The sequence below is a fragment of the Aliikangiella maris genome (assembly GCF_040719265.1).
In the GTDB taxonomy this organism is placed as follows: Bacteria; Pseudomonadota; Gammaproteobacteria; order Enterobacterales; family Kangiellaceae; genus Aliikangiella; species Aliikangiella maris.
Genome location: NZ_JBFDAH010000010.1, coordinates 163,355 through 186,552 on the forward strand (window position 1 = coordinate 163,355; position 23,198 = coordinate 186,552).

The 23,198-nt window shown below is 41.1% G+C and carries 23 protein-coding genes; 10 read left to right on the forward strand and 13 right to left on the reverse strand.

Translation table 11 applies throughout. The features are described 5' to 3' along the window. Positions 1-18: 18 nt before the first annotated feature. From ABVT42_RS11605 to ABVT42_RS11630, 6 genes are all read left to right on the forward strand, one after another. Positions 19-1,464, forward strand: coding sequence for a flagellin N-terminal helical domain-containing protein (locus tag ABVT42_RS11605; RefSeq protein WP_353895621.1), 1,446 nt, complete (start codon positions 19-21; stop codon positions 1,462-1,464). 91 nt (positions 1,465-1,555) lie between these two features. Further along, positions 1,556-2,002: a flagellar protein FlaG gene (locus ABVT42_RS11610; protein WP_353895620.1), complete on the forward strand. Its 447-nt coding sequence runs from the start codon at positions 1,556-1,558 to the stop codon at positions 2,000-2,002. A 293-nt stretch (positions 2,003-2,295) separates the two neighbouring features. Continuing rightward, positions 2,296-3,675, forward strand: coding sequence for a flagellar filament capping protein FliD (gene fliD, locus ABVT42_RS11615; protein ID WP_353895619.1), 1,380 nt, complete (start codon positions 2,296-2,298; stop codon positions 3,673-3,675). Positions 3,676-3,741: 66 nt separating this feature from the next. Then, positions 3,742-4,143: a flagellar export chaperone FliS gene (fliS, locus tag ABVT42_RS11620; protein WP_353895618.1), complete on the forward strand. Its 402-nt coding sequence runs from the start codon at positions 3,742-3,744 to the stop codon at positions 4,141-4,143. A 34-nt stretch (positions 4,144-4,177) separates the two neighbouring features. Then, positions 4,178-4,519, forward strand: a complete 342-nt coding sequence (locus tag ABVT42_RS11625; protein ID WP_353895617.1) for a hypothetical protein — start codon at positions 4,178-4,180, stop codon at positions 4,517-4,519. Between the two features lie 3 nt (positions 4,520-4,522). After that, positions 4,523-4,999, forward strand: coding sequence for a GNAT family N-acetyltransferase (locus ABVT42_RS11630; protein ID WP_353895616.1), 477 nt, complete (start codon positions 4,523-4,525; stop codon positions 4,997-4,999). Between the two features lie 47 nt (positions 5,000-5,046). On the opposite strand, the gene ABVT42_RS11635 is transcribed toward ABVT42_RS11630, so the two are convergent. From ABVT42_RS11635 to flgB, 12 genes are all read right to left on the reverse strand, one after another. Next, positions 5,047-5,544 carry a GNAT family N-acetyltransferase gene (locus ABVT42_RS11635; RefSeq protein ID WP_353895615.1) on the reverse strand — a complete coding sequence of 166 codons (498 nt, stop codon included), beginning with the start codon at positions 5,542-5,544 and terminating at the stop codon, positions 5,047-5,049. A gap of 125 nt (positions 5,545-5,669) precedes the next feature. Further along, the gene (gene flgL, locus ABVT42_RS11640; RefSeq protein WP_353895614.1) at positions 5,670-6,884 is read right to left on the reverse strand and encodes a flagellar hook-associated protein FlgL; all 1,215 of its coding nucleotides are present in this window, start codon (positions 6,882-6,884) and stop codon (positions 5,670-5,672) included. Between the two features lie 189 nt (positions 6,885-7,073). After that, the gene (gene flgK / locus ABVT42_RS11645; protein WP_353895613.1) at positions 7,074-9,065 is read right to left on the reverse strand and encodes a flagellar hook-associated protein FlgK; all 1,992 of its coding nucleotides are present in this window, start codon (positions 9,063-9,065) and stop codon (positions 7,074-7,076) included. Positions 9,066-9,080: 15 nt separating this feature from the next. Then, on the reverse strand, positions 9,081-10,238 hold the full coding sequence (gene flgJ, locus ABVT42_RS11650; protein WP_353895612.1) for a flagellar assembly peptidoglycan hydrolase FlgJ: 1,158 nt from the start codon (positions 10,236-10,238) through the stop codon (positions 9,081-9,083). Then, positions 10,238-11,335: a flagellar basal body P-ring protein FlgI gene (locus tag ABVT42_RS11655; RefSeq protein ID WP_353895611.1), complete on the reverse strand. Its 1,098-nt coding sequence runs from the start codon at positions 11,333-11,335 to the stop codon at positions 10,238-10,240. The genes flgJ and ABVT42_RS11655 overlap by 1 nt, the downstream gene beginning before the upstream one ends. A 113-nt stretch (positions 11,336-11,448) precedes the next feature. Next, a complete protein-coding gene (gene flgH / locus ABVT42_RS11660) occupies positions 11,449-12,144 on the reverse strand; it encodes a flagellar basal body L-ring protein FlgH (protein ID WP_353895610.1) in 696 nt (231 codons plus the stop codon). A gap of 26 nt (positions 12,145-12,170) precedes the next feature. Further along, positions 12,171-12,959, reverse strand: coding sequence for a flagellar basal-body rod protein FlgG (flgG, locus tag ABVT42_RS11665; RefSeq protein WP_353895609.1), 789 nt, complete (start codon positions 12,957-12,959; stop codon positions 12,171-12,173). 108 nt (positions 12,960-13,067) lie between these two features. Then, positions 13,068-13,805 (reverse strand): flagellar basal-body rod protein FlgF, encoded by a 738-nt coding sequence (flgF, locus tag ABVT42_RS11670; RefSeq protein WP_353895608.1) that lies wholly within the window; start codon positions 13,803-13,805, stop codon positions 13,068-13,070. A 305-nt stretch (positions 13,806-14,110) separates the two neighbouring features. Beyond that, positions 14,111-15,400, reverse strand: coding sequence for a flagellar hook protein FlgE (gene flgE, locus ABVT42_RS11675; protein ID WP_353895607.1), 1,290 nt, complete (start codon positions 15,398-15,400; stop codon positions 14,111-14,113). Positions 15,401-15,414: 14 nt separating this feature from the next. Next, positions 15,415-16,092 (reverse strand): flagellar hook assembly protein FlgD, encoded by a 678-nt coding sequence (locus ABVT42_RS11680; RefSeq protein ID WP_353895606.1) that lies wholly within the window; start codon positions 16,090-16,092, stop codon positions 15,415-15,417. 28 nt (positions 16,093-16,120) lie between these two features. Continuing rightward, the gene (flgC, locus tag ABVT42_RS11685; RefSeq protein ID WP_353895605.1) at positions 16,121-16,546 is read right to left on the reverse strand and encodes a flagellar basal body rod protein FlgC; all 426 of its coding nucleotides are present in this window, start codon (positions 16,544-16,546) and stop codon (positions 16,121-16,123) included. Between the two features lie 26 nt (positions 16,547-16,572). Continuing rightward, positions 16,573-16,971, reverse strand: coding sequence for a flagellar basal body rod protein FlgB (flgB, locus tag ABVT42_RS11690; protein ID WP_353895604.1), 399 nt, complete (start codon positions 16,969-16,971; stop codon positions 16,573-16,575). Positions 16,972-17,372: 401 nt separating this feature from the next. Between flgB and ABVT42_RS11695 the strand changes: the two genes are divergently transcribed. The 4 genes from ABVT42_RS11695 to ABVT42_RS11710 all read left to right on the forward strand — a co-directional run bounded on the left by ABVT42_RS11695 (position 17,373) and on the right by ABVT42_RS11710 (position 22,097). Then, positions 17,373-19,463, forward strand: a complete 2,091-nt coding sequence (locus ABVT42_RS11695) for a S8 family serine peptidase (RefSeq protein ID WP_353895603.1) — start codon at positions 17,373-17,375, stop codon at positions 19,461-19,463. A gap of 183 nt (positions 19,464-19,646) precedes the next feature. Then, positions 19,647-20,390, forward strand: coding sequence for a hypothetical protein (locus ABVT42_RS11700; RefSeq protein ID WP_353895602.1), 744 nt, complete (start codon positions 19,647-19,649; stop codon positions 20,388-20,390). Positions 20,391-20,399: 9 nt separating this feature from the next. Then, positions 20,400-21,536, forward strand: a complete 1,137-nt coding sequence (locus ABVT42_RS11705; RefSeq protein ID WP_353895601.1) for a M48 family metalloprotease — start codon at positions 20,400-20,402, stop codon at positions 21,534-21,536. 3 nt (positions 21,537-21,539) lie between these two features. Beyond that, a complete protein-coding gene (locus ABVT42_RS11710) occupies positions 21,540-22,097 on the forward strand; it encodes a hypothetical protein (protein ID WP_353895600.1) in 558 nt (185 codons plus the stop codon). Positions 22,098-22,206: 109 nt separating this feature from the next. Here the strand turns inward: ABVT42_RS11710 and ABVT42_RS11715 are convergent, their stop codons facing one another. Beyond that, positions 22,207-23,043, reverse strand: coding sequence for a tetratricopeptide repeat protein (locus tag ABVT42_RS11715; RefSeq protein ID WP_353895599.1), 837 nt, complete (start codon positions 23,041-23,043; stop codon positions 22,207-22,209). Between the last annotated feature and the right edge of the window lie 155 nt (positions 23,044-23,198).

Sequence of the window (23,198 nt, forward strand, 5' to 3'; positions counted from 1 at the left end):
AGGTTTAGGAGATTTATCATGGGTAATGTTATTCAAACTAATGTGTCGTCTATTGGCGCACAACGATCTTTATCAAAAACAAACGAAGCACTTCAAACAACTTTTCAACGACTGTCTACTGGTTTACGTATCAACAGTGCACGTGATGATGCTGCGGGTTTGCAGATTTCAAATAGCTTAACTTCTCAGATTAATGGTCTGGGCGTGGCAATTCGAAACGCAAATGATGGTATCTCTTTAGCGCAAACTGCTGAGGGTGCATTGCAGGAATCGACCAACATTCTGCAACGTATTCGTGACCTGTCTATCCAGTCAGCATCAGATGTTAACGGTACTTCAGAGCGTGCGGCACTTCAATCTGAGGTTACTGCGCTGGTAACCGAGCTGGGTCGTATCGCTGATACTACCAGTTTTGGTAGTACCAAATTACTAGACGGTACTTTCTCAGCCAAAAATATTCAGGTCGGTGCACAAGCCAATGAAACCATTTCGGTTACCGTTGCCAGTGCCAAAGCAACTGCTTTAGGTAGTAACGTGTTAACCAGTGCTGGTGGCTCAATTTTAGGAACCACTGTTTCTACCGTTGCTAATGGTATCGCGGCCGAAACTGATTTGTCATTAACTACACTTGAAGGTGGTACAGTAGCCAATATCAGTTATGCAGCCAATGCCAGTGCGGCAGATATTGCCACTGCAATCAATACCGCAGCCAGTGGAATTGGAATTACTGCAACCGCCAGTAACTCGACCACATTATCTGGATTGACTGCCGCGGGAAATGTCAGCTTCACATTAAACGGTAGTGCGATTGCCGCCACTGTTACCAATGCGAATGATTTGACCGCGATTGCTGCTGCTATCAACGGTTCATCATCTTCATCTGGAGTTACGGCTTCATTTTCTGATCCAAACAATCTTTCCAGTTTAACTTTGTCAACAACTGACGGCCGAGATATCGCGCTTTCAGCTTTTGCCAACGCAACAGCCGGTAATGATTCGATCACCATTGGAACAGATACTCTGACTGAAGGTGGTACTATCATTGGTAATACCGTTGGAACAATTTCTTTATCAAGTTCTAAAGGTCAAATCACCACGGCAACAGCCAGTACTGAGGTTTTTGCTGCAGCTTCTTCAACCAGTAGCTTCAGCTCAATCCAAAGTGTCGATATTTCAACGTATTCTGGTGCGCAATCAGCATTAGCAGTCGTTGATGCTGCGATTCAAAAAATCGATTCTCAGCGGGCTAATCTTGGTGCGATCCAAAACCGACTAGGTTCAACAATCGCTAACCTGGGTAGCATTATCGAAAATACTTCGGCTGCACGTTCACGTATCCGTGATACAGACTTTGCGTCTGAAACAGCAAACCTGTCTAAAAATCAGGTACTGCAACAAGCTGGGTTATCAGTATTGGCACAGGCAAACGCTTCAAGTCAGTCAGTACTGTCACTACTACAGTAAGTTAATGGTAGGCGTTTATCGAATGATTAACGTTTGGCGAGAAAGTTGGCTTTGGCTGACTTTCTCATTTGCTCTAAAAAGGTAAATTGCTATGGCTATTTATAATTTGTCAGGCAACTTTCAACCGCCTCAGGTGGATAGTGGCAGAGGTTTGCCGCAATCGAGCAATATTGCGCCTTCTAAAAGTAGTGAATTATCCAAAGTTGAAGTACAGGAAGTTTCTCGCAGTGATAATGTAACACCGCTCAACGTGGATAATCAAAAAGTAGCAAAAGAGGAAAAGACAGTAAAATTGACAGATTCAGTTCAATCACAAATAGAGGAATTTCAACAATTCACTCAAAGTATTGATCGAAGCTTGCAATTTAAAGTTGATGATGAACTGGGAGTAACCATTGTTAGGGTTATTGATCGAGAAACCGATGAGTTAATCAGACAGTTTCCGCCTGAAGAGTTAATCAACTTATCGAAACGGTTGAAGGAACTCAATGAAGAAGATTTTGGTAATAGCGGAATTTTACTTCAGGAGAAGGTTTAAATTGAGGAGGTCTGCCTCCTCTAATTTAAACCAGCTATTTTGGCGCAGTAATTGCTTTTACTTTAAGACGTTATTTTAGAAGTTGCTATAAAAAGTTGCTTTAAAAATTGGTTCAAACATGATTTTTTTAGCTCACGCGAATTGAGCTAAAGGGACAGCTATATCTTAAATCTGCTGCCCATTTGTAAAAATTATGTTTCAAGTAATTTTTAACGACACAAGCGTTAGAAAGACAGTTTTAAAAAAAGACTATCATCTTTCTGACATTAACGATTAACCAGCAGGTAAACATCATGGGATTAATCAGCATTGGCGGACTAGGATCGGGGCTCGATGTGAGAAGCATCGTTGATGCTTTGGTCACTGCCGAAGAAACGCCCAAAAAGAACAGTCTTGATAGGCTGGAAACTGATGTCACGCTGACGTTAAGTGGTCTGGGCTCGCTTAATTCTGCTTTAGATGAATTAAAATCAGCCGCACTCAGTTTAAGTTTGAGTTCTAATTATGCACAGCGAAAAGTTACCATCTCCGATAGCAGCTATTTTCAAGCAACCGCTTCATCAACGGCTACACCCGGCTCATATGCCATAGAAGTCGAAAAACTGGCCGTTGGCAGCAAGCATGAAACCTCTATTTTTACGGGTGGTGCAACCACCACATTTGGTACAGGTGGCAAATTGACCTTTACTGTTGGTGTCAATACCTTTGATGTAGACGTTTCAGCGACGGATGATTTGGAAGCCATTCGTGACAAAATTAACGATGCGACCGGTAATGATAATTTAGTCTCCGTTAACTTACTGAATAATGTTTCTGACGGTATCGATACCGGCAGTGTATTAACGTTTAATTCATCAACCACTGGTGCCGGTAATGATTTGGTTATCAGTTACACTGGTGATGCCGCACTAGCCGATTTAGCACCAGGAGTCGCTACACGCCCCGCCGATGATGCATCGATTAAAATAGACGGCTTAACCGCAACCAGTAAAACCAACAAATTTACCGATATCATTCAAGACGTCACTATTGATGTTAGCAAGGCCAATGCCGTTGGTACAACTGAAACTCTGGATATCAAACTGGATACCGATGGGACCAAATCTCTCATCACTGGATTTGTCGATGCATTTAATGCTTTTATTGAAGTCACCAAACAATTAGGTTCTGCCAATACGGATCAACCTGGATTGCTGGTTGGTGATTACACGCTGCGCCAGGCAGATTCTCAAATACGTAACTTGCTGTCTACAAAGATCAATTCGGCCACCAGTTCATTTAATACTTTATCATCGATTGGTATTTCAACAACGCAAAGTGGCCAACTGGAAATTGACAGCGATACACTCGATTCAGTCGTTAACAGTGACTTTGAAAAGCTGGATGAACTGTTTGCTGGCGATGACGGATTTGCTACCCAACTTAGAGATTTAATCGACAATTATACGGGGATTGATGGCATCATCACCACCCGCGAAGCAGCATTGAATGAGCAAATCGATAAAATTGCCGAAGAACGAATCAGTCTGGCCGTCAGAATTGAACAACTAGAGCTGCGCCTAACGAAGCAGTTTGCCACCATGGATGCAATCGTGGCGCAAATGAACAGTACACAGAGTTATATCGCACAACAGTTTGCAAATTTACCCGGATTTTCCGGTAAAAAAGAGTAATTAACACGATTAACGTCGTTACATGAATGATGGTTAATTCTCAAATAATATAGATGAGGTTGAAAAATGGGACTAACAGGTGCATCAGCATATACATCGATGAGTGCAACTACCGGGGTCGAAAATGCTGACCCTCACCGCTTGATTCAAATGTTGATAGACGGTGCGATTGAAAAAATTAATCGGGCGAAATTTTTTCTGAAAAATAATAAAGTCGCAGAAAAAGGTCAACATATCAGTTGGGCAATCTCAATTATTGGAGGGTTGCGTGGCAGCCTCGATCATGAAAAAGGTGGCGAAATTGCCAGTAATCTCGACGCACTTTATGATTATTGCACCGTAACTTTAGTAGCGGCAAATATTGAAAATGATGAGAATAAGCTCAATGACGTGCTTAAAATTATGCAACAAGTCAAAGAAGCCTGGGATGGAATTCGAGAGCAAGCACTTGAAGAGTTAAATAAATAAAGCTCAACCTATTAAATAAAGAGATAACTTATTGATGAATCACTTCTGCCAGCAAATATTCACCCTGAATCAGCAAATATTGGGTGAAGTTGAAAATGCCAACTGGGACAATGTGGCAGAAAAAACGGTTATTCGCCAACAAGTACTAGAGAATTTTTTTAATCAATCGGCCAATGATACCAATAACGCTGGTGTAAACAACATTAATGATATGTTATCAATAAAAAAGTCCATCGATGAGACGGATCAAAAAGTCAGAGCAGCCATAATTAAAGAAAAATCGGGATCAATTAAAGCCAGTATCAATTTACATAAGGCACACAACGCCATTAAAGCTTATAATAACCATCATCCCTCATCATCAAATGTTAGCTGATGTATGCATTCAATCAGACAAGCAAACTTAACTGACTTACAACAAATTACCCAATGGACAATCGCTCTGCAGCAACATGAAGACAGTGGCGAACTGGTGCTCCATGAACATTTTCAATTAAATATTCAGCGCTGGCTGGAAAATGAATTTGCCAACCCTAACTCCCTGTTTCTAGTCGCACAAAATATCGATAAACCCGTCGGCTTCATATTGGCATCAAGCACCATTAACGATAACGGTCTACTCAAACTCCAATTGAAAGGTATCATTCAATTACTATGGGTCGACCCCGCATATCGCCACCAACAACATGCTCGCAATTTAGTTAATCAGGTCATTGCCTGTTTTCAGGAAATAGGGATTGAATATGCCGAGTGTACTTATACCGCCAATAATCAAATGGCACATCAATTTTGGTCATCAATGGGCTTTGCCCCGTGCGCTATCAGTGCACGTAAGTTATTTTCAGCAACCAATTAAATTAAACAGCGGTAATCAACACTTATCAAAAAGCCCACCATAATCAGCTATTGTTTATCGTCGATTTTTCGGTAAAAAATATCGAGCCGAGGTACGGCTTGTTGACGTAATAAGCGAAAACCCGCCTTATGATATAGTTGTTTTGCTAAATAGTTATCAGGGCTTACAGCCAGTATTATTTGTTGATTGCGTCCATCGTCAATCACTTGCTGGACAAAATAATTGACCAGTGCCAAACCAATTCCCTGGCGACGAAATGCTGATTTCACAAACATTTGAATTAATGTACCCGCGCCATGAATTGCTTCATTATTTTTATTAACAAAAGTACAAATGCCAATCAGTTGATCATGTAGCCAAGCGCCAACAATAAATGAGTCGGTATCTTTCTCAATTAAACGCTTTTCAAAGGTCAGTTGTGGTTGCTGCGATTCAAAATAGTAATCGGCCTCGAACACGTCGGGATTTTCTCGCAAGCTTTGTAAACGGATTTCACGATACTTAGGCGCATCAAACGATTGTAACTGACGGTAAGAAACAGGCATTCAATTCTCAAAGTTAATTAATCATAACATCCACTATACCGCAATGAATTTGTTTTTTTAACCCCTCGTATAGCCCCATCGATTAATAATTGCGCACTTAAAATAGAAAAAATATCAAATAATTCTTATAAAAAGTTAAACAGATTTAATCCTTGTACGCGTACAAAAGAAGCTTGGGCGGCTTCTAAAATAACCAGTTGTTGTGAAAATCGTGTCGAGGCTTCAACCACATCTAAATCCTGCACATCGGAAAGCGCCGACTTGCTGGTAACAAGCAACGATAAGTTACTGTTATTTTCAGATTCAATCGCATTTAGTCGGCTCCCGATTTTACCGCGCACGACATCAATATTTTCCATTTGCTGATCGAGTGTTTCCTGCGCAGAATTAATCACGTTGGCAAAATGCGCGCGTGCTGCTGGCGTATCGACAAATGCTTCCGCTGCATCAATAACCGATTGAATCGTACTAAATAAGTCTTCGGCTGAACTTGGCGTTATACTAAATGTATCACCAGCCTCTGGTTGACCAGAAATACTGGTGGTAATACCGTTAAAACTAATCGCATCGCCTTCTTGCCAGGGTGTTGCAGCAATAATGGTGCTCCCTGAGGTATCTCCAGTGACAGTATAAGTTTTGACACCACTGGCATTCACCCCAAAAGTAATCGTGTAAGGCTCTGCTAAAAATGCGGGTGGCGCCTGATAGCTGCCGGTATTCATTAATCCTGTTCCAGTATTTGCTGCATTTGAACCGGTGACAAATTTACCGTTACCATTTTTGATATTCATAAAAACATCAAACCCGGGATCAGAAACCGGCGTTATAACACCACTACTGACTCGAATCACACGCTGATTTTGATCCCCGTTATAAATAACATTGTTATTGGCATCGCGCACAAAAGGCTGTGACTTGACTTTACTGCCTGCAAACAAATAGTCTCCGTTAGAATTTTGTGTATTAGCCAAACCAAATAGTTGCCCAAGGCGCTCATTAATTTCGACAGCAATACTGCCAATTTCCTCCTTGCCATAGGTACCATTCCCCATATTCACCATTAAACTACGAATACGAAATAAAATATCCGTAGTCCCCGTTAAAACGCTTTCCTCTAATTCGTTACTCGCTTTAGCCGCATCACCATTGACATTAAATTGTTCCAGTTGAGAAATTTCAGTTTGTAAAAAGCTAATCGAAGTCGCAGCAACCGGATCATCCGACGGTGTCAGCACCCGTTTTTGCGTCGCTAACTGTAATTGGGTATATTGAAGCTCAGCCTGGCGCAACAGCATTTCTCTGACACCAGCATTGGTCATTTGGGTAGTTGAGATTCTCATTACATTTTGCTCATTACGTTCTGCTTATTGCGTTTTGCTCATTGCGCTAAACTATTTACCATTAAAATCAATTCAGTTAACCACGCTAAAAACGCACTCAACTTGCCAAGTATTAATCAGTAAAGCTTTTATCTTTGATACGCGACTGACAGTGCTTTAATGCATTATTTTTTCGATGTTTCACACTCATCAGCGCACTGAATCTAATACCGTTTGAAATAAAGTTCTAGCAACATTAATGACTTGTGCCGAAGCTTCATAAGCTTGTTGAAACTTAATCAGATCGGCCGCTTCTTCATCTAGGTTAACACCCGAAACACTTTCTTTACGCTCATTAGCCTGAAACAATAAACTTTCTGCGGCATCTCGCTTAATTTGTGCTGACTGAGTTTTCACCCCAACGCTCGCGACAATTCGCCCAAATGCCTGTTGAAAATTGGCATTGCCGTTATCTAATGTATTGGCAAACTGTAAGTCGCCCAGTCGGGTAATATTGTCATTGTTACCACTGCCATTAGTATTGTAATTAATATCAAAGGTATCGCCAGGCTGCGGAGCCCCATCCAATGTTATTTCATAGCCATAAGTATTAAATGGTGCGCCAGCTAGTGCCAACATATTATTTTCCTGATTTGCAACAAACCCCGTTAAACCACCAGCAATTAACACCGGAGATCCCGTTGTCATATCATAAACTGAAAATTCACCCGGCGTTGCATCAAATTCAATGCGAATGGGCGGAGCTAAATTTCCTGGCGTTGTCGTAAACTGAGCCGTTGTTGTGTCAGTTACATTAATTGATTTAATTGCACCGGAGCCGATGTTACTAATTGCTTGTTCACCGCGTATTGGCGACGCGGCGGCAATTTGCTCCGCATTGGAAATTAATACATCAAAATCACGCGCAAAATTTCGGGCGGGTTGCAACTCGAAAGCATCGGCATTATTCGGCACGCCTGATAAAAAATTAATCGTAAAACCTTCTGCCGCAATTTGAACTGAATCTGGTAATACCGCTGGCGGGGCAAATGTAGCTAAAGTAGTTTCAGTAGTTTGATCGATTAATTGATAATTACCACCAGAAAAATAAAGTTGATAGTTAGCATCACGAAGTAGCGAAGGATCATCAATGGTTAAACTGACTGCCGCATTGCCAGTATTATTTCTACCACTAATTACGCGAGAAAGCTCTAAACTTGATTCATTAATATCGGTAAAAAAGTTACCCCCCAATTCATTATTCAGATCCATTCCCAGTTGATGTTGTGCATTAAAGGTACTAGAAATCCCCATCGCAACACGGCCCAAGGTATAAAAGGCGGGTTCTATAATTTCATTAACCGTGTCGAGTAATCCACCAATTTCTCCCCCTTTTACATTTCGGGTTATATCAATGCTTGATGATCCTGAAGTAATATTTAATTTGCGACTACGGGGATCTAACGGATCAACTACCGATGTGAGTTCGTTAGCCAAACTGCCCACCACTAATGCTTGCCCGGTCCCAATAAACACATTTACGCTACCATCAGATTGTTGTAGTGTTTGTACCGCAACCAGTTCACTTAAGCGAACAATTTGACGATCTCGCTGATCTAATAAATCTGGTGGAAAATTTCCAGGAGAGCCGGCAATCTGATTATTTAAATTGGCTATCGAACTGGCTAATGTTGAAATTTCTTTGGCAATCGAATCAATACTACCATTGATTTCTGAAATTTGAGTTTCTAATTGTGCATGCACCAAATCAAACCGAGCAACCATCATTTCAGATTCACTTTTTAATACTTGTCGAGCCGGAATTGAAGCAGGATCATTGACCACGCCTTGTAGCGCTGTAAAAAAATTCTGAATCGCATTATTGATACCGCTATCACTATCAGCAAGCAAACCATCAACCCTTTTTGCTTGAGTCAAATAGCTCTCATAATTATTAAAGTTGGCCGTTGCCGACTGCACCTCTAATTGCTGAGACTGGATAAATATGCGTTTGATTACCCCAGCTTCTACGCCAGTCCCTACATAATTGCCACCAATAAATTGAGGTATTCGCGCAGTTTGATCAACTCGTTGACGGGAATAACCGTCGACGTTGGCGTTAGCTATATTGTGTGAAGTTGTTGCGATTGACGCTTGATTGGTTAGCAACCCTGACACACTGATATCAAATATATTACTCATGATCAATTACCTTTGTTATTCTGACTCACTGTCAATTGACTCAACATTCAGTTCAGTTTGTCCTTGATAAATTCGCATAATTTTTTGCGCATATTGCGGATCCGTTGCATAACCTGAATTTTGCAGCGCATTTAAATATTGTTCGGGATTTTCACTTACTTCCAATGCTTTTTGATAACGCGGGCTTTGCGTAACAAAATTCACATAATCTTGAAATGATTCGGCAAAATTTTCATATTTTCGGAAACTGGCATTAACTTTTTTAAACTGTTGCTGCGTCACTTCCAAAGTATCAATATTAATCACCTCACCTTCCCATTGTTTGCCAGCTTTAATTCCGAAGAGATTATGCCCTGGCACGCCTTGTTCATCATGCATAACATATTTTCCCCAGCCAGTTTCCAGCGCAGCCTGTGCTAGCAGCACCTTTGGATCAACTGACAGTTTTTTTGCCGCTTCTGTGGCATAAGGCAACAAGGTTGAAACAAAATTTTGAACCGAGTCAAATAAAGCACGTTTAGTGGGCTTCAAAGCGACCTCATTGACTTTTTTACCGAGCGTTTCGGCTTCTAAAGCAACTGAATCTAACGAGCTTGTTGTGACCAAATTGGTATTCACATCTTCTTTTTTCAAATATTCTATTTTCGAAATTTCTGCTTTTAATGAGTCTGAATTCAACGCAGCCGATTGCACTTTCACTGAGTTAGATAGCATTGCTTTATTTGCAGGCAATATATCCGTTGGTATTCGAGCTGACGGATTAATTTTTGACGATTTAGATGCGAGCTGTGTCTGAGGTATAGCCGGCATTACTGACTGCATGGTATTTTCTGGTGCGCTTTGAGTAAGTTGTGACAACATTAAATCAGCAATACCGAAGTGACCTTGCTGCGACAGTTCAACGGCCATTTGCTCATCCAGCATTCCAATAAACATTTTTTCCTGTGGGCTGGAAAAAGGTGATTCATCACCAATCACTTCACTGGCCTGACGCATCGATTTAAGCATCATATTCATAAAGAATGATTCAAATTCCTTTGCCGCTTTTTCAATAGCCCCTGACTCATCCACTTTTCCCTGGCGACGAATAGCATCCAATGAATTGAGATCATTGTAAATGCTGGCGCGATCCATCCCCTGCATATTCATAGATTGAGTCATAAAATCTTTCATCAGATTACCACCAGCTCACCACTGATAGCTCCAGCTTGTTTCAATGCTTCGAGAATCGCCATCACATCACCAGGTGCTGCCCCCACGGCGTTAACGGCTTCAACTAATTGCTGCAAAGTTGCCCCAGGTTTAAAGTGAAACATACGATTATTATCTTGACTGACTTCCAGTTCACTGTTGGGCGTTGCAACGGTTTGTCCTTGAGTTGCTAATGGGCCAGGTTGACTAACATCGATATTTTCTTTGATTTTAACAATTAAGTTTCCATGAGCCACCGCGGCTTCTTTTAAATTTACATGTTTACCTATTACAATAGTTCCAGTACGCGAATTGACCACAATGCGCCCAATTGACTCGGCAGGTTGTACTTCAATATTTTCAAGCACCGATAAATAATGAATACGCTGCGCAGCATCGCGAGGTGCATTAACTTGAATCGATGTTTGATCAATGGGTTTAGCTGTTTGACTGCCAACCAACTGATTAATTGCTTTAGCGACTCTCACCGCCGTTGTAAAATCAGGTTTGTTTAAATTAAAAACCAAATAGTCATGACTTAAAAAATTGGTCGCCACCATTTGCTCAACGGTTGCACCATTGGGTACTCGACCTACCGTCTGATGGTTCACACTAATCTTTGAACCGTCAGCACCTAACGCACCAAACCCACCGACAATTAAATTGCCTTGTGCAATCGCATAGGTTTTACCATCAGTACCTCGTAGAGGTGTCATCAATAAGGTACCGCCACGTAAACTTTTTGCTTCTCCCAGGCTACTCACAGTAATGTCAATTCGCTGACCCGCTTTGGCAAATGCCGGCAACGTTGCATGTACCGCGACGGCAGCAGTGTTTTTAAGTTTTAATTGACTACCTTGTGGTACATTAATTCCAAATCTGGCCAGCATCGTACGAAAGGTTTGTTCTGTGTAACGAGTTTTTTCACCTGTTCCATCCAATCCAACAACTAATCCATAACCAATTAACTGGTTTTCACGAACGCCTTGAACACTGGTAATGTCTTTTAGTCTTTCAGCCAAAACAGGCAGACCAAAACAACCTAGCGATAGAATTAAAACGAGATAGAATCTTTTCATTAAATTAACCTGACGTTGTAAAATACTTTATTCAATTAGCCTTTTGTTTCATTTAAATATTTTTTCATTTAACATGTCTTTAATAAAAATAATTTCAAGCTCTTAAGCTTCGCTTAAAAAGGCCACCAACCCGAGTTAAAAAATCGTGTTAGCCAACCTGCTTCGTTGGCTTCAGCTAATACACCTCGTCCACCATAGGATATTCGAGCATTGGCGATACGTGTGGAGAGTATCTGGTTATCTTTATCGATATCTTCTGGTCGAACAATGCCTGCAACACGAATAAATTCGCTCCCTTGATTCAATGCGATCCACTTTTCTCCCTTAACCATTAAATTGCCATTCGGATAAACCTGATGCACAGTTACGGTAATGGTACCTTGAAGTTGATTGCTTTGTGCCGAGTCAGTTTCTGCTTTAAAACTTCGTGTTTGTGCACCACTGGTAACACTTAAGTCAGGCATACCGCCACCCACCGACAAAATATTACCAAACACTGAAGGTGCGGCCAGCGCCGTATTCGAATCCTTTGCCAACTCGGTGTCGGCGGTTTTACTGGCGTTGGTATTTTCGGTGAGAACGATGGTAATGATGTCTCCCACGCGCAACGCTTTTTTATCTTGAAATAACATTTGCGCCGATGCAGGACTGTAAATAGCGCCGGGATTAGTTTGACTGGTATCCGTCATCTGTGGATAAGCAGGCGCCCATTGTGGATCATTCATCATCGCATCTTGATAAATGGTGGTGCAGGCCGATGACAGCAAAACCAGTATTGATAAACCCATATATTTTAGCAGACGAATCATTTTAACTTTCCCGTTATGTCGATGGACTAAAGTGTTTGATTAATGAACTGCAACATTTGATCCACTGCCGATAAAACCTTGGCATTGGTTTCATAAGTTCGTTGAGTTTCGATCATGGCAACCAGCTCTTCGACGGTTGAAACATTGGATGTTTCTAATTGTCCGCCACGCAGCGCGCCAATACCATCGAGTCCGGGTGTACCAATTACCGGTGCGCCGCTACTGCCCGTTTCAACATATAAGTTTTCACCAATAGGTTGTAGTCCGGTAGGGTTAATAAAATCGGCCAGTTGCACAGTCCCTAAATTGGTTGGGGCTGCCTGCCCAGGTTCTTGCACGGTTATCGTACCATCGGTGGAAACATCCATACTGATAGCCGTTTGCGGAATGGTGATTGCGGGCTGCAAAACATAGCCGCTTCCTTGGGTAACAATTTGCCCATTTTCATCGAGTGTGAAATTTCCCGCACGAGTATATCCGGTTGACCCATCGGGCAATAAGATTTGAAAAAAACCATTCCCTTGAATCGCCATATCAAGCTGGTTTTCAGAGGTTTGAAAATTTCCCTGCGTATGAATTTTTTGAGTTGCTACCACCTTAACACCAGTCCCAATTTGTAAGCCCGATGGTAAGCGAGTGTCTTGCGAAGAATCAGCGCCGGGCTGGCGTAAGTTCTGATAAAACAGGTCTTCGAATGCAATACGAGATTTTTTAAATCCAACGGTGCCAGCGTTGGCAAGGTTGTTGGAAATCACAGCCAGATCTTTAGTCTGTGCTTCTAAACCGGTTTTGGCGATCCATAGTGCAGGGAGCATATTGTTTACCTCTTTATCTTAAATTAGCCGAGCAATCGATTGAAAATTGTCATCAAAAAAATCAAGCTTGATGAGGTCTATCAGTGACGGCTTTACCACAATTTAAGATTAAGGTTGCAATAATCGATCCAATGCTGCGCCTCTTTCTTCAACAGAGGACATTAATTTGACTTGCACTTCAAATTGGCGGGATAAAGTAATCATATTAGTGAGCTCTTCAACCACACTCACATTGCTTGACTCAAGCATTCCGTTTTCTAAAGTAACGGCAGCATCATTGGCAAAAGGTTCATCGTCAAGACTATAAAACAAACCTTGTTTATTTTTTTCAAGGGTTGCCGGATCAGGATTGACCAAGCGAATACGATCGATGACAGCCAATGCATTTGCCTCAGCACCGAGTGGCAATATAGTAATCGTACCATCTTTGGCAATATCGATTTTTTCAAAAGGCGGCAGAGCAATTGGTCCGCCCTCACCCAATATTGGTTGACCAACGGCATTAACCAGTTCGCCATTGGCGGTGATGTTTAAATCGCCGCGTCGTGTTAGCAGCTCTTGTCCTTCTGCATTTTGGGTAACAAACCAACCTTCGCCACGTATGGCAATATCAAGGTTGCGTCCAGTTGTCAACATTGCCCCTTGTTCAAAGTTATGCCCTGGCCGTTCACTCATCGCGAATGCGCGTGTTGGTAAACCTTCACCATATACGGGCATCGAGCGAAATTGTGCCAAATCGGCCTTAAAACCCGATGTTTTAGCGTTCGCAAGATTATGCGCGGTGTTTGCCTGAGCCAAAGACGTTTCTCGGGCACCCGTCATGGAAATATAAAGCATGTTATCCATATTGCGCTCCTGATCATTGTTTAACTGGCATCCATGCGTTTAATAAAAGTGGTGATATAATTTTCACTTTCTATTGAATATCTGACTCAAAATAAAACACAATTTTAAATGCAACTTTAAGACCAGCAATTAATTTCAACGTTTAAAATAACATCACCATTTGATAACTATCGGTTTAAAACAGTTCATTACAATACAGCGGCTTCAATCACTAAAGCCGCAGAATATTTTATATAATTGACGCTTTCATATTGTGAGAGTTTTACTTTTCATCAACTTCCTTTTTAAATTTATTTAAAAGTAAATTAACGAATATTAATAATCGCCTGAGTAATGGTATTGTTAGTTTCAATAGATTTGGCATTGGCCTGAAAGTTTCTTTGTGCCGCAATCAAATTAACCAATTGCTCGGTTAGATCCACATTGGAAACTTCTAATGCACCCGAACGAATTTGTCCAAAACTCGATGTTAATGCTTCACCGGCCAAGGGCGAACCTGAATCAATAGTGTCTTCCCACGAGTTATTACCAATTTGCGCTAACCCTTGTGAGTTTTGAAAACGAGCCAAGGCAATTTTTCCTAATGCAGTAGTTTGCCCATTACTAAAGTTGGCACGCACTACACCAGTATCGGAAATTTCAACCCCGGTCAATCGACCAATAGGAAAACCATTTTGGTTTAAGACATTCACTGTAAAAGGCGATGAAAATTGAGTTGTACCATTGTTGGCGTAATTAAACCCAATAATCTGATTGGGATCAGAACCATTTAAAAAGTCGATTGCTTCGGTTTGTATGGGGTCAGGTGTATTAGATAAGTAGCCACCCGAATTATCAAAATCGGTCACATGATAAAGTTGTCCACCGGCACCGACAGCCCCACCAGTAATATCAATCGGCAAAGTTGCACCGGCAGAATCGGTTGTGTTGTAGTAAGTTGCCCATTGGTTATCAGCCACTTTAACATAGTAAGCAGTTACAACATGGCTCTCACCTAGTGAATCAAATACAGTTAATGACGTTGATGCATTAAAAGTCGAGGGTTGGAGTGGATCAAATGCTAATGGATCAAGATTTCCGGCGCTCGCAGGTAAGTTAACCCCAATATCAACTAATGAGGTCACTGTTGGTACACCAGCAGTCTGTGGCAGTTGCAGCGGAATAGTACTGGATAAACTGGTTGCAGTTACTGTGCCATCAGCATTTACCGGAAACACTTGCAACCTTGCGCCGGCATTACTGACTACAAATCCATTGTTGTCGACTCCAAACTCACCATTACGGGTAAAAATGGCGTTATCGTTGTTTTCACCAGGAGAGAGAATAAAAAAGCCCTCGCCTGACACCGCCAAATCGAGGGTATTGGCAGTAAACTCAAGGTTTCCCTGATTAAATTGCTGGGCCACATTGGCCAGCAACACCCCGTTACCAATATTGGTACCCGAACTTCCGAAAGAAGTTGTCGAAAATATATCGGCAAACTCTGTTCGGGATTCTTTAAACCCCGTGGTGCTCACGTTTGAAATATTATTTGCAGTGACATTGAGTTCTGCCTGCGCCGCATTGAGACCACTTAACGCTGTATTAAATGACATAACTTCTCTCCTGTTTAACCAATCTCTTTTACTTCATTAAAATCTATTTGATTCAGCCCGGTTAGGTTGAGCAGAATCCGCCCTTCTGAACCGCCAAGGTTGACACTTTCAACTCGTGCAACCATCGAGGTTTTTAATTGCTCGGTTGAGCCTCCGACTTGTCCATAAGCGGCAACAATATAATTGCCGGGTGGCATTCTTTCGCCGTCATTGTTATTACCATCCCAAATAAAATCGATATCACCGGCTTCTTGCGTGCCAACTTCAATACTGCGGATAACTTGACCGGCAGGATCTTTAATTTCAAATCGAATATTGGTCGTGGTTTGGTCCAAATTGAGCTGGCCGGCCATCACCGACTCATTCATCAAATAACCTTCGTTGCCTTCAATTAATACATTACGCCCAACGAGAGCTGATGCTTGCAAAGCCTGATTTGATGTGAGTGAGTTTGATAACTCGCCAAACCGGTTAACCAGCGTTTGCAAACTATCCAGACTGGCAAATTGCGACATTTGCGAAATAAATTCTTTATTGTCTACCGGTGATAATGGATCTTGCGAAGCCAACTGAGTAGTGAGCAGTGCCAGAAAATCAGACTGTCCCAGTTCTTTTTTAATTTCGCGAGTTGGCGCCGTATGTGTAGTTAACCCCATATCGGCATAGTTGGTTGTATTTACTGGAGATGTCATCGTTAATCTCTCTTCAATTAGCCACGAATTACTGACCTAAAGTCAGCGTTTTGCTCAGCAGGTGTTTAGTCATGTTGGCAACCTGCACATTCGACTGATAAGAACGTGATGCCGAAATCATATTTGCCATTTCTTCAACCAGGTTAATGTTAGGGGCATACACATAGCCATTTTCATCTGCCAGTGGATTATCGGGCTGGTAACGTGCAACAGGTTCGGCTTGACTTTCGATAATGCCGTTAACCTTCACACCAGCTGAGGCCTGATCGTCCGATGAATGACTGGCAATGCCATTTAAAACAGCCTGAAATACCGGATGACGGGCTCGGTAAGTTTGTTCAGTGCTGCTAGCAATACTATCGGCATTAGCAATGTTGCTGGCGGTAGTATTCAGACGCACACTTTGCGCTGCCATACCTGAACCACTGATGTTAAAAATATCGTAAAGCCCCATGTCTTTCTCCCATCACAATGATGTTGTTACTCGCCTTTAAGTGCTTGCATCAAGCCCTTAATTTTGCCATCTAAAAAACGCAAGGTAGCCTGATACTGCATGGCATTTTCGGCAAATTTAGTTTGCTCTATTTGCGCATCAACCGAATTACCATCACCGGTATCAGGTTGAAAAGGAATTCGATAAGACAGCCCGGGGATTTCTCGACCAATCTGACTGTCCATATGTTTATGAGAGGTTTTTACCAAACCACTTTGCATACTAGATTGCGCTTGTAACAGGGCACTGGAAAAATCAATATCTCTGGCTTTAAAATTTGGTGTATCCGCATTGGCCAGATTATTGGCAAGCACTTGCGCTCGTTGTTCGCGAATATTTAACGCGGCTTCGTGAATACCAAATGCTTTTTCAAAATTGATCGACATTGTTTTTCCTGATTTACCGTACTTACGTTTCTTTGCCCGAAACTTGCGCATCACCAATGGGATACACTCGCTTGAAATTACTGGCCTCTGACCGCCGTTGTTTTCAATCAAGGATATTTTTTGCAATCACTGTGCCAAGGTTAAATTCGAGCAGCAATCCACACATTCAAAGGCTTTGGCTGGTAACCAGGAAGTGGAAACAGGCAAATGCGGCAATTCACCACCGGATAAGCGGCAATTCGACAAAGCTGTTTATATCTCAAAAATTTATAAAATAACTTTTTAAATTTTTCTGTTGATATATCTCAATATTGGCTATCTCTTGCCATAAATATCTTCTAGCTTTATTAAATTGAATCAAGTTTTTTAAGCACTGATAATAAATCAACCAGGAGAAAATAATGGCTTTCGGAAGTAAAATACAAAACACAGTATTGGCCGTTTCATTGTGTATTAGTGGCAATTTAATGGCCGATGATGATCGATATATTATTCAAGTTGACTCGGGTAATCGAGCCGCGGCGATAGCTCAGGCTAAAAGTGCTGGCGGTCAAGTTCATCTAAAATCTGATGAATTTATTGCCGTGACCTTTAAAGGAAAAAAGCTTGAGGATGTTCAGGGACTGCTTAAGAATAATCGGGCAGTTCGTAAAATAGAGATAGACCAACGACGCTACCCATTGGCAATCTATAATGACGATGCGGGCGACCCCAATAGTGAACAAATTACTCCCTATTCGATTTACCAGTCTCAAGCCAATCAACTGACTTTGCAACCTGGCCAAAAAGTTTGTGTGATTGACTCAGGTATCGCTGGTGATACGGGTGAAACTGGTGGTAGAAATGAAGATTTTAACTGGGCAGCCATTACCGGCGATAGCGACTCAGGCACCAACGACTGGTTCAGAGATGGCGGTCCACATGGAACCCATGTTGCAGGAACCGTCGGCGCACAAGACAATGGTGTCGGCGTTGTTGGAATGGCGCCTGGGGTTCCCATGCATATTATTAAGGTGTTCAACGATAGTGGATGGGGTTATTCATCAGATTTGGCTTATGCAGCAGGCAAATGCGGCGCGGCTGGTGCCAATATCATTACCATGAGCCTCGGCGGTGGCGGTGCCAACTCGACCGAAGAAAATGCATTTAATGACTTTGTGGCCAATGGTGGACTCGTATTAGCTGCGGCAGGTAATGATGGCAATAATGTGCGTTCGTATCCAGCTGGTTACAAATCGGTAATGATGATCGGTGCGAACGACAACAACAACCAAATCGCTTCATTTTCACAATTTCCCAGTAATACCCAAACTGTTGGTCGCGGTAAAAACCGATATGAAGAAACCCATGATGGTTATGGCGTCGAAGTGACCGCCGGAGGTGTGGGCGTACTTTCAACTTACCCTGCGGGTTCGGCGACTTTATCAAATTTAAGTGTTGGTAATACCGCACTAACCTCTTCGGCCTTTGAAAACAGTGGCAATGCGGCCGGACAAACATTTTTTATGGGGCTAGGCGAAACAGTTGATGCTGGTGCTAACGGTAAAGTTTGTGTGATTGATCGCGGCAACATCAGCTTTCAAGACAAAGTACTAAATTGTGAAAACTCTGGCGGTATTGGGGCAATCATTATTAACAATGAACCCGGTATGTTATTCGGGACCTTGGGCGCTCCTAACAATACAACTATTCCTGCAGTGGCAACAGCCCTCGAAGATCGCACCGCTATCCTTGGCGCAACCACCGCCAGTTTATCGGTAGGCGCATCTGATTATGGATTTATGGATGGCACTTCAATGGCAACCCCTGCGGTTGCGGGCGTGGCGGCATTAGTTTGGTCAAATCATCCCAATTGCAGCGGTGAAGAAATTCGCAATGCGCTTAAACAAACCGCCGAAGATCAGGGTACACCTGGACGCGATGATTACTTTGGTTATGGGATCGCAAAAGCTAAAAATGCCTCTGATTATTTAGCCGGACAAACCTGTGGCACCACACCTGGCAGCAATCTACCACCAACAGCGAGTTTTAGTGTTAACTGTAACCAATGGCAGTGTAGTTTTGATGCCGCCAACAGTAGTGACAGCGACGGTTCAATTGTCACTTATAGCTGGCAATTTGGTGATGGTAGTTCGGCAACAGGCATTAGCACCAATCATACTTATTCGGCTAATGGTAATTACAGTGTAACTCTAACAGTAACCGATAATGAAGGGGCAACTGGATCGCAAACCCAAGCCGTCTTTGTTTCTGATGGCACCGGCAGTGATTTAATCCTCAGCGGCTCACGCAGTGGAAACGGTAGAGAAATTACCATTAACTGGAGCGGCGCGGCGACGGCCAATGTTGATATTTATGTTAATGGCAGTTTTAATAATACAACGCCCAACGATGGCTCAGCAACTTACCGTGTGAATCGCAACAGTAGTTATACCTTCAAAGTGTGCGAAGAAGGCTCAACCCAAAGTTGCTCTAATGAGGTAACCTTGTAATTCAATAACACCAACTTATTTTTATCGCAATTTGAAGCCTCGTTTTACGAGGCTTTTTTCTTGGCGGTCAATTGCTTTTACCTGATTCCCAACCAGGTTCATATAAATATTTGTCAAAAATATTGAATTCATGGTATCGTCCTCCGGTTAATATATATTTCGATAAAAATAAAAGGGAAGTCGATGTTTAATCTAATCAAAAATGCCATCATCGTTGGCTGTTTAATTTTTATTTTGGGATGCGGCGCAAACAAGGCGCTCATTAACAAAAAACTAACCAACCATCAAAGTAATCCACCTACTGAAATTGTTGTTTTGCAGCCGGATGTTAAGGTCTTTCGTTTTACCGCAGGCGGTGCAGTTGAAGAAGTACCAGAATGGGGTCAAATGTCAACTCAATCATTCAGCTCAGCAATTAATCTTTTACAAAAAGAAAGACAAGATATTCAAATAAAAAACCACCCACAACTCACCGCTGAAGAGCAAAAAATACTCGATGAACACATTGCACTGTATCGTGTTGTTGGACCTGCTGCGGTAAATTATGGTGCAATGTGGGACCACAAAAAGAAAAACTTCGATTATTCAATTGGGCCAGGGTTAAGTTTTTTACGAGAAAAAATCAACTCCGATACGATTTTGTTTATTAATGCTGTTGATGTACGTTCAACCGGTGGCCGGGCCGCACTCGCCGTTGGCGTAGCCATATTAGGCATAGGCATCCCAATGGGCGGCAGTAATATATACATGAGTATTGTTGAGCTTGAAACAGGCGATATCTTGTGGAGTTCAAACGACATATCACCACCTAACTTTGACAATATCCAATCTCTCAAAAAATATTTTGGTAGCTCAGTTGATGATTATCTTGCTTTTTATCAACCCTCAAAGAAAAAAGTTGCACAGTCGAAAAAGCAATCCAATTAGGTGATCACTATGAAAAATAATTGGTTATCCTTTATTAGTGCTTTTGGTTTATTTTTTATCATAGGATGCAGTTCAAACCTGAAACCCTTTCAAAATAAAGGGCAGGTTTCAAATTTAAGTTTTGATGAAAAATTAATCTGGCATCAAAGTGAAGAATTCGAAAAAGAAGCAGTAAATGGCAATCATATTTATGAAGATCCAGCACTTGAAGAGTATTTAAATAATATTTTAAATCGTCTGTTTCCTGACTATGTCGATGTAATGCGAATTAAGATATTAAAGTCACCTTCATATAACGCTTTTGTTCTTCCGAACGGAGCCATTTATATTAACCTGGGACTTTTGGCAGCCTTTGAAAACGAAGCACAAATTGCCTCGGTTATTGGGCATGAGGGAACACACTTTATTCAAAAACATGGCGCAATTCAATATCAGTCGGTGCAATCAGCACGAGCGATGAGCACCTTATTAATGGGAATCCCCATTGCTGGATTGCTAAGTGTTCTGGCAAATACTTCATCTATTTATGGTTACTCTCGAAAAGCTGAACTGGAATCGGATCACAAGGGTTTTGAACGACTGGTTAAAGCAGGCTATGCACCAGATGCAGCAGCTAGTGCTATGCAAAAGTTACTGATTGAAGTGAAAGATAGTAAAACAGATGAACCATTCTTCTTTTCTTCGCACCCCAAGTTAGAAAAGCGAATTACTTTATTTAATAAAATGACAAAAGAAACAACCAGTCGGTCTAACTTTTTAGGCGAAAAAAACTATCAACAGTTCATTAAAAATATTCTACAGGATTCAGCACGATTACAATTAGAATTTGGGCGATATAACAGTCTGATTTCATTATTAAGTAATGAGCAGAGACAACAACGATATGGTGGTATTGGTTATTATTATCTAGCCGAGGCCAAGCGAAAAACCTCAGCAGATAATGATGAAATTATCAAGTTCTATCAAAAGGCGATTGAGCTTTCACCTGAGTTTACTGAAACCCATAAAGATTTAGGCTTGTATTTTTACAAACTGAATAAATACACAGAAGCCAAAAATCATTTAACCTATTATCTTAAAAATACTCAGTCAACCAAAGAATTGAAGCTGGTTGAGTACTATTTAAATAAATTAAGCAAGGAATAGACAATGTTAAGAATATTTACCCAGATTGTTATCGCACTACTTTTATCGACTATAATGGGTTGTGGTGGCTGGAGCTATATCAAAAAGGAAAAATCTGAAAAAATCAATAACCAATATGAATTTATGCTTCCTAAAGGATGGATGGTTATAAAATCAAAAGAACACGTTACTCTTACGCGTGATGCAATTTCACTGCAATCTATTACAGTCAGTTTTACTGCAAAGAAAAAAGCATTTGAAACTATCAAACAGGATTTTCCTGAAAATGCCCTCCCCTATGAAATTGCAGAGCTTTATTTAGCAGAGTACAAGGCAAGAAATCAGTCAATGACTATTGATACCTCAGAAAACAATCCGAAGTCGATTGCCGGCAATGATGGATTTCAAATATTTTTGGATACGCAAAATAGTGATGGTGTTCCTTACAAACTGATTATTTCAGGCTTTGCTACTAAAAATGGTATTTACACTCTCACTTACATCGCACCAAAAACCCGTTTTTACGCACTTGATTTGGCAAATTACACGAAACTGCTAAATTCATTGACTAAAAAGTCTTAATATTAATAAAGAGCCTGACAGTAGTAGCAAAGTAATTAATGAGCTAATGACTGTCAGGTTTTCTACTTTTCATTTTATTAGTCCTAATTTAACATTATTTTTATTTTCTCTATTCATGTAGCTGTTTCAGTTGACTATTAGTTTGACGCCATAACTGTTGAAATGCAGGATTATTTTTTCGATGCTCAGGTAAGCGTTCGATTTGCTGTTGAACTTGAATAAAAGTCTGCTTCGCTTGACGATTGTGATTCATCATTTGGTAAGCAAATGCTTTTTTATAAAGCCATTGGGGTGATTGTTGTAGGCTTTTAGGTAATAACGCAATTGCATCAGATATTTTATGCCATTGCTGAGCATGCTGGTAGCTTTCTACCATGAGTTCAATAATTGTGACAATTGCGCCAAAGTTTTTAATCGCCTGATTTAATCCCTGCTCAATTTGTACAATTGGTAGCGGTTTAATTTTCAACTGTACTCTGGTTCGCTCAAGATAAACTTGTGGCGGTGTTTTTTTATCGACGTCAATCGCTTGATCAAAATGACGTATTGACAAATTCAATTGATTCTTTTGTTCGTACACTTTAGCTAGTGTTCGATGCCCTGCTGGTGAATCAGGTTGCTGTTTTAAATAATTTAATAATTGCTTTTCTGCCAACTCTAGCTGTCCTTGCACAGAATAAATATATCCTTGCCAATAAAGTGCTTCGTGAAAATTATTATCCAGTTTAAGCGCCTGCTGATAATCTTGCATCGCTAATACATATTCTTCGCTGTCTTGATAGACTCTTCCACGCTTAATATAAAGTTGTGGATTATTAGGTGATTTTGAAATTTGATGTGATAACTGATGCACACGATCGTGCTTGACACCATGTGCAAATAAAAAATTACACATAAAAATACAGGCAACAATGATTAGTCGAATATAAACATGAAAATTAAACACTTGTTATTCTTTCCTCTGAGGATAACAATTGAAATAATTGCTACTGATAAGTAGTCGCCCCTGAAAAAAAGCCTAACCTTCTGATATTTAACAAATAATCTCTAATCAAGAACCCCTTTTTCGACCAAAAATGTTAGAATAACTCTCAACTTTTT

Coding starts and splice junctions, on each gene's coding strand:
- flgF (WP_353895608.1), bottom strand. CDS start 13,805: ATGGATAACATGCTTTATATTTCCATGACGGGTGCCCGAGAAACGTCT.
- flgC (WP_353895605.1), bottom strand. CDS start 16,546: ATGGGGCTTTACGATATTTTTAACATCAGTGGTTCAGGTATGGCAGCG.
- ABVT42_RS11705 (WP_353895601.1), top strand. CDS start 20,400: ATGAAAAATAATTGGTTATCCTTTATTAGTGCTTTTGGTTTATTTTTT.
- flgB (WP_353895604.1), bottom strand. CDS start 16,971: ATGTCGATCAATTTTGAAAAAGCATTTGGTATTCACGAAGCCGCGTTA.
- ABVT42_RS11680 (WP_353895606.1), bottom strand. CDS start 16,092: ATGACATCTCCAGTAAATACAACCAACTATGCCGATATGGGGTTAACT.
- flgJ (WP_353895612.1), bottom strand. CDS start 10,238: ATGAAAGATTTTATGACTCAATCTATGAATATGCAGGGGATGGATCGC.
- ABVT42_RS11630 (WP_353895616.1), top strand. CDS start 4,523: ATGCATTCAATCAGACAAGCAAACTTAACTGACTTACAACAAATTACC.
- ABVT42_RS11710 (WP_353895600.1), top strand. CDS start 21,540: ATGTTAAGAATATTTACCCAGATTGTTATCGCACTACTTTTATCGACT.
- flgL (WP_353895614.1), bottom strand. CDS start 6,884: ATGAGAATCTCAACTACCCAAATGACCAATGCTGGTGTCAGAGAAATG.
- flgE (WP_353895607.1), bottom strand. CDS start 15,400: ATGTCATTTAATACAGCGTTAAGTGGTCTCAATGCGGCGCAGGCAGAA.
- ABVT42_RS11700 (WP_353895602.1), top strand. CDS start 19,647: ATGTTTAATCTAATCAAAAATGCCATCATCGTTGGCTGTTTAATTTTT.
- ABVT42_RS11610 (WP_353895620.1), top strand. CDS start 1,556: ATGGCTATTTATAATTTGTCAGGCAACTTTCAACCGCCTCAGGTGGAT.
- ABVT42_RS11655 (WP_353895611.1), bottom strand. CDS start 11,335: ATGAAAAGATTCTATCTCGTTTTAATTCTATCGCTAGGTTGTTTTGGT.
- flgH (WP_353895610.1), bottom strand. CDS start 12,144: ATGATTCGTCTGCTAAAATATATGGGTTTATCAATACTGGTTTTGCTG.
- ABVT42_RS11605 (WP_353895621.1), top strand. CDS start 19: ATGGGTAATGTTATTCAAACTAATGTGTCGTCTATTGGCGCACAACGA.
- fliD (WP_353895619.1), top strand. CDS start 2,296: ATGGGATTAATCAGCATTGGCGGACTAGGATCGGGGCTCGATGTGAGA.
- ABVT42_RS11635 (WP_353895615.1), bottom strand. CDS start 5,544: ATGCCTGTTTCTTACCGTCAGTTACAATCGTTTGATGCGCCTAAGTAT.
- fliS (WP_353895618.1), top strand. CDS start 3,742: ATGGGACTAACAGGTGCATCAGCATATACATCGATGAGTGCAACTACC.
- flgK (WP_353895613.1), bottom strand. CDS start 9,065: ATGAGTAATATATTTGATATCAGTGTGTCAGGGTTGCTAACCAATCAA.
- ABVT42_RS11625 (WP_353895617.1), top strand. CDS start 4,178: ATGAATCACTTCTGCCAGCAAATATTCACCCTGAATCAGCAAATATTG.
- ABVT42_RS11695 (WP_353895603.1), top strand. CDS start 17,373: ATGGCTTTCGGAAGTAAAATACAAAACACAGTATTGGCCGTTTCATTG.
- flgG (WP_353895609.1), bottom strand. CDS start 12,959: ATGCTCCCTGCACTATGGATCGCCAAAACCGGTTTAGAAGCACAGACT.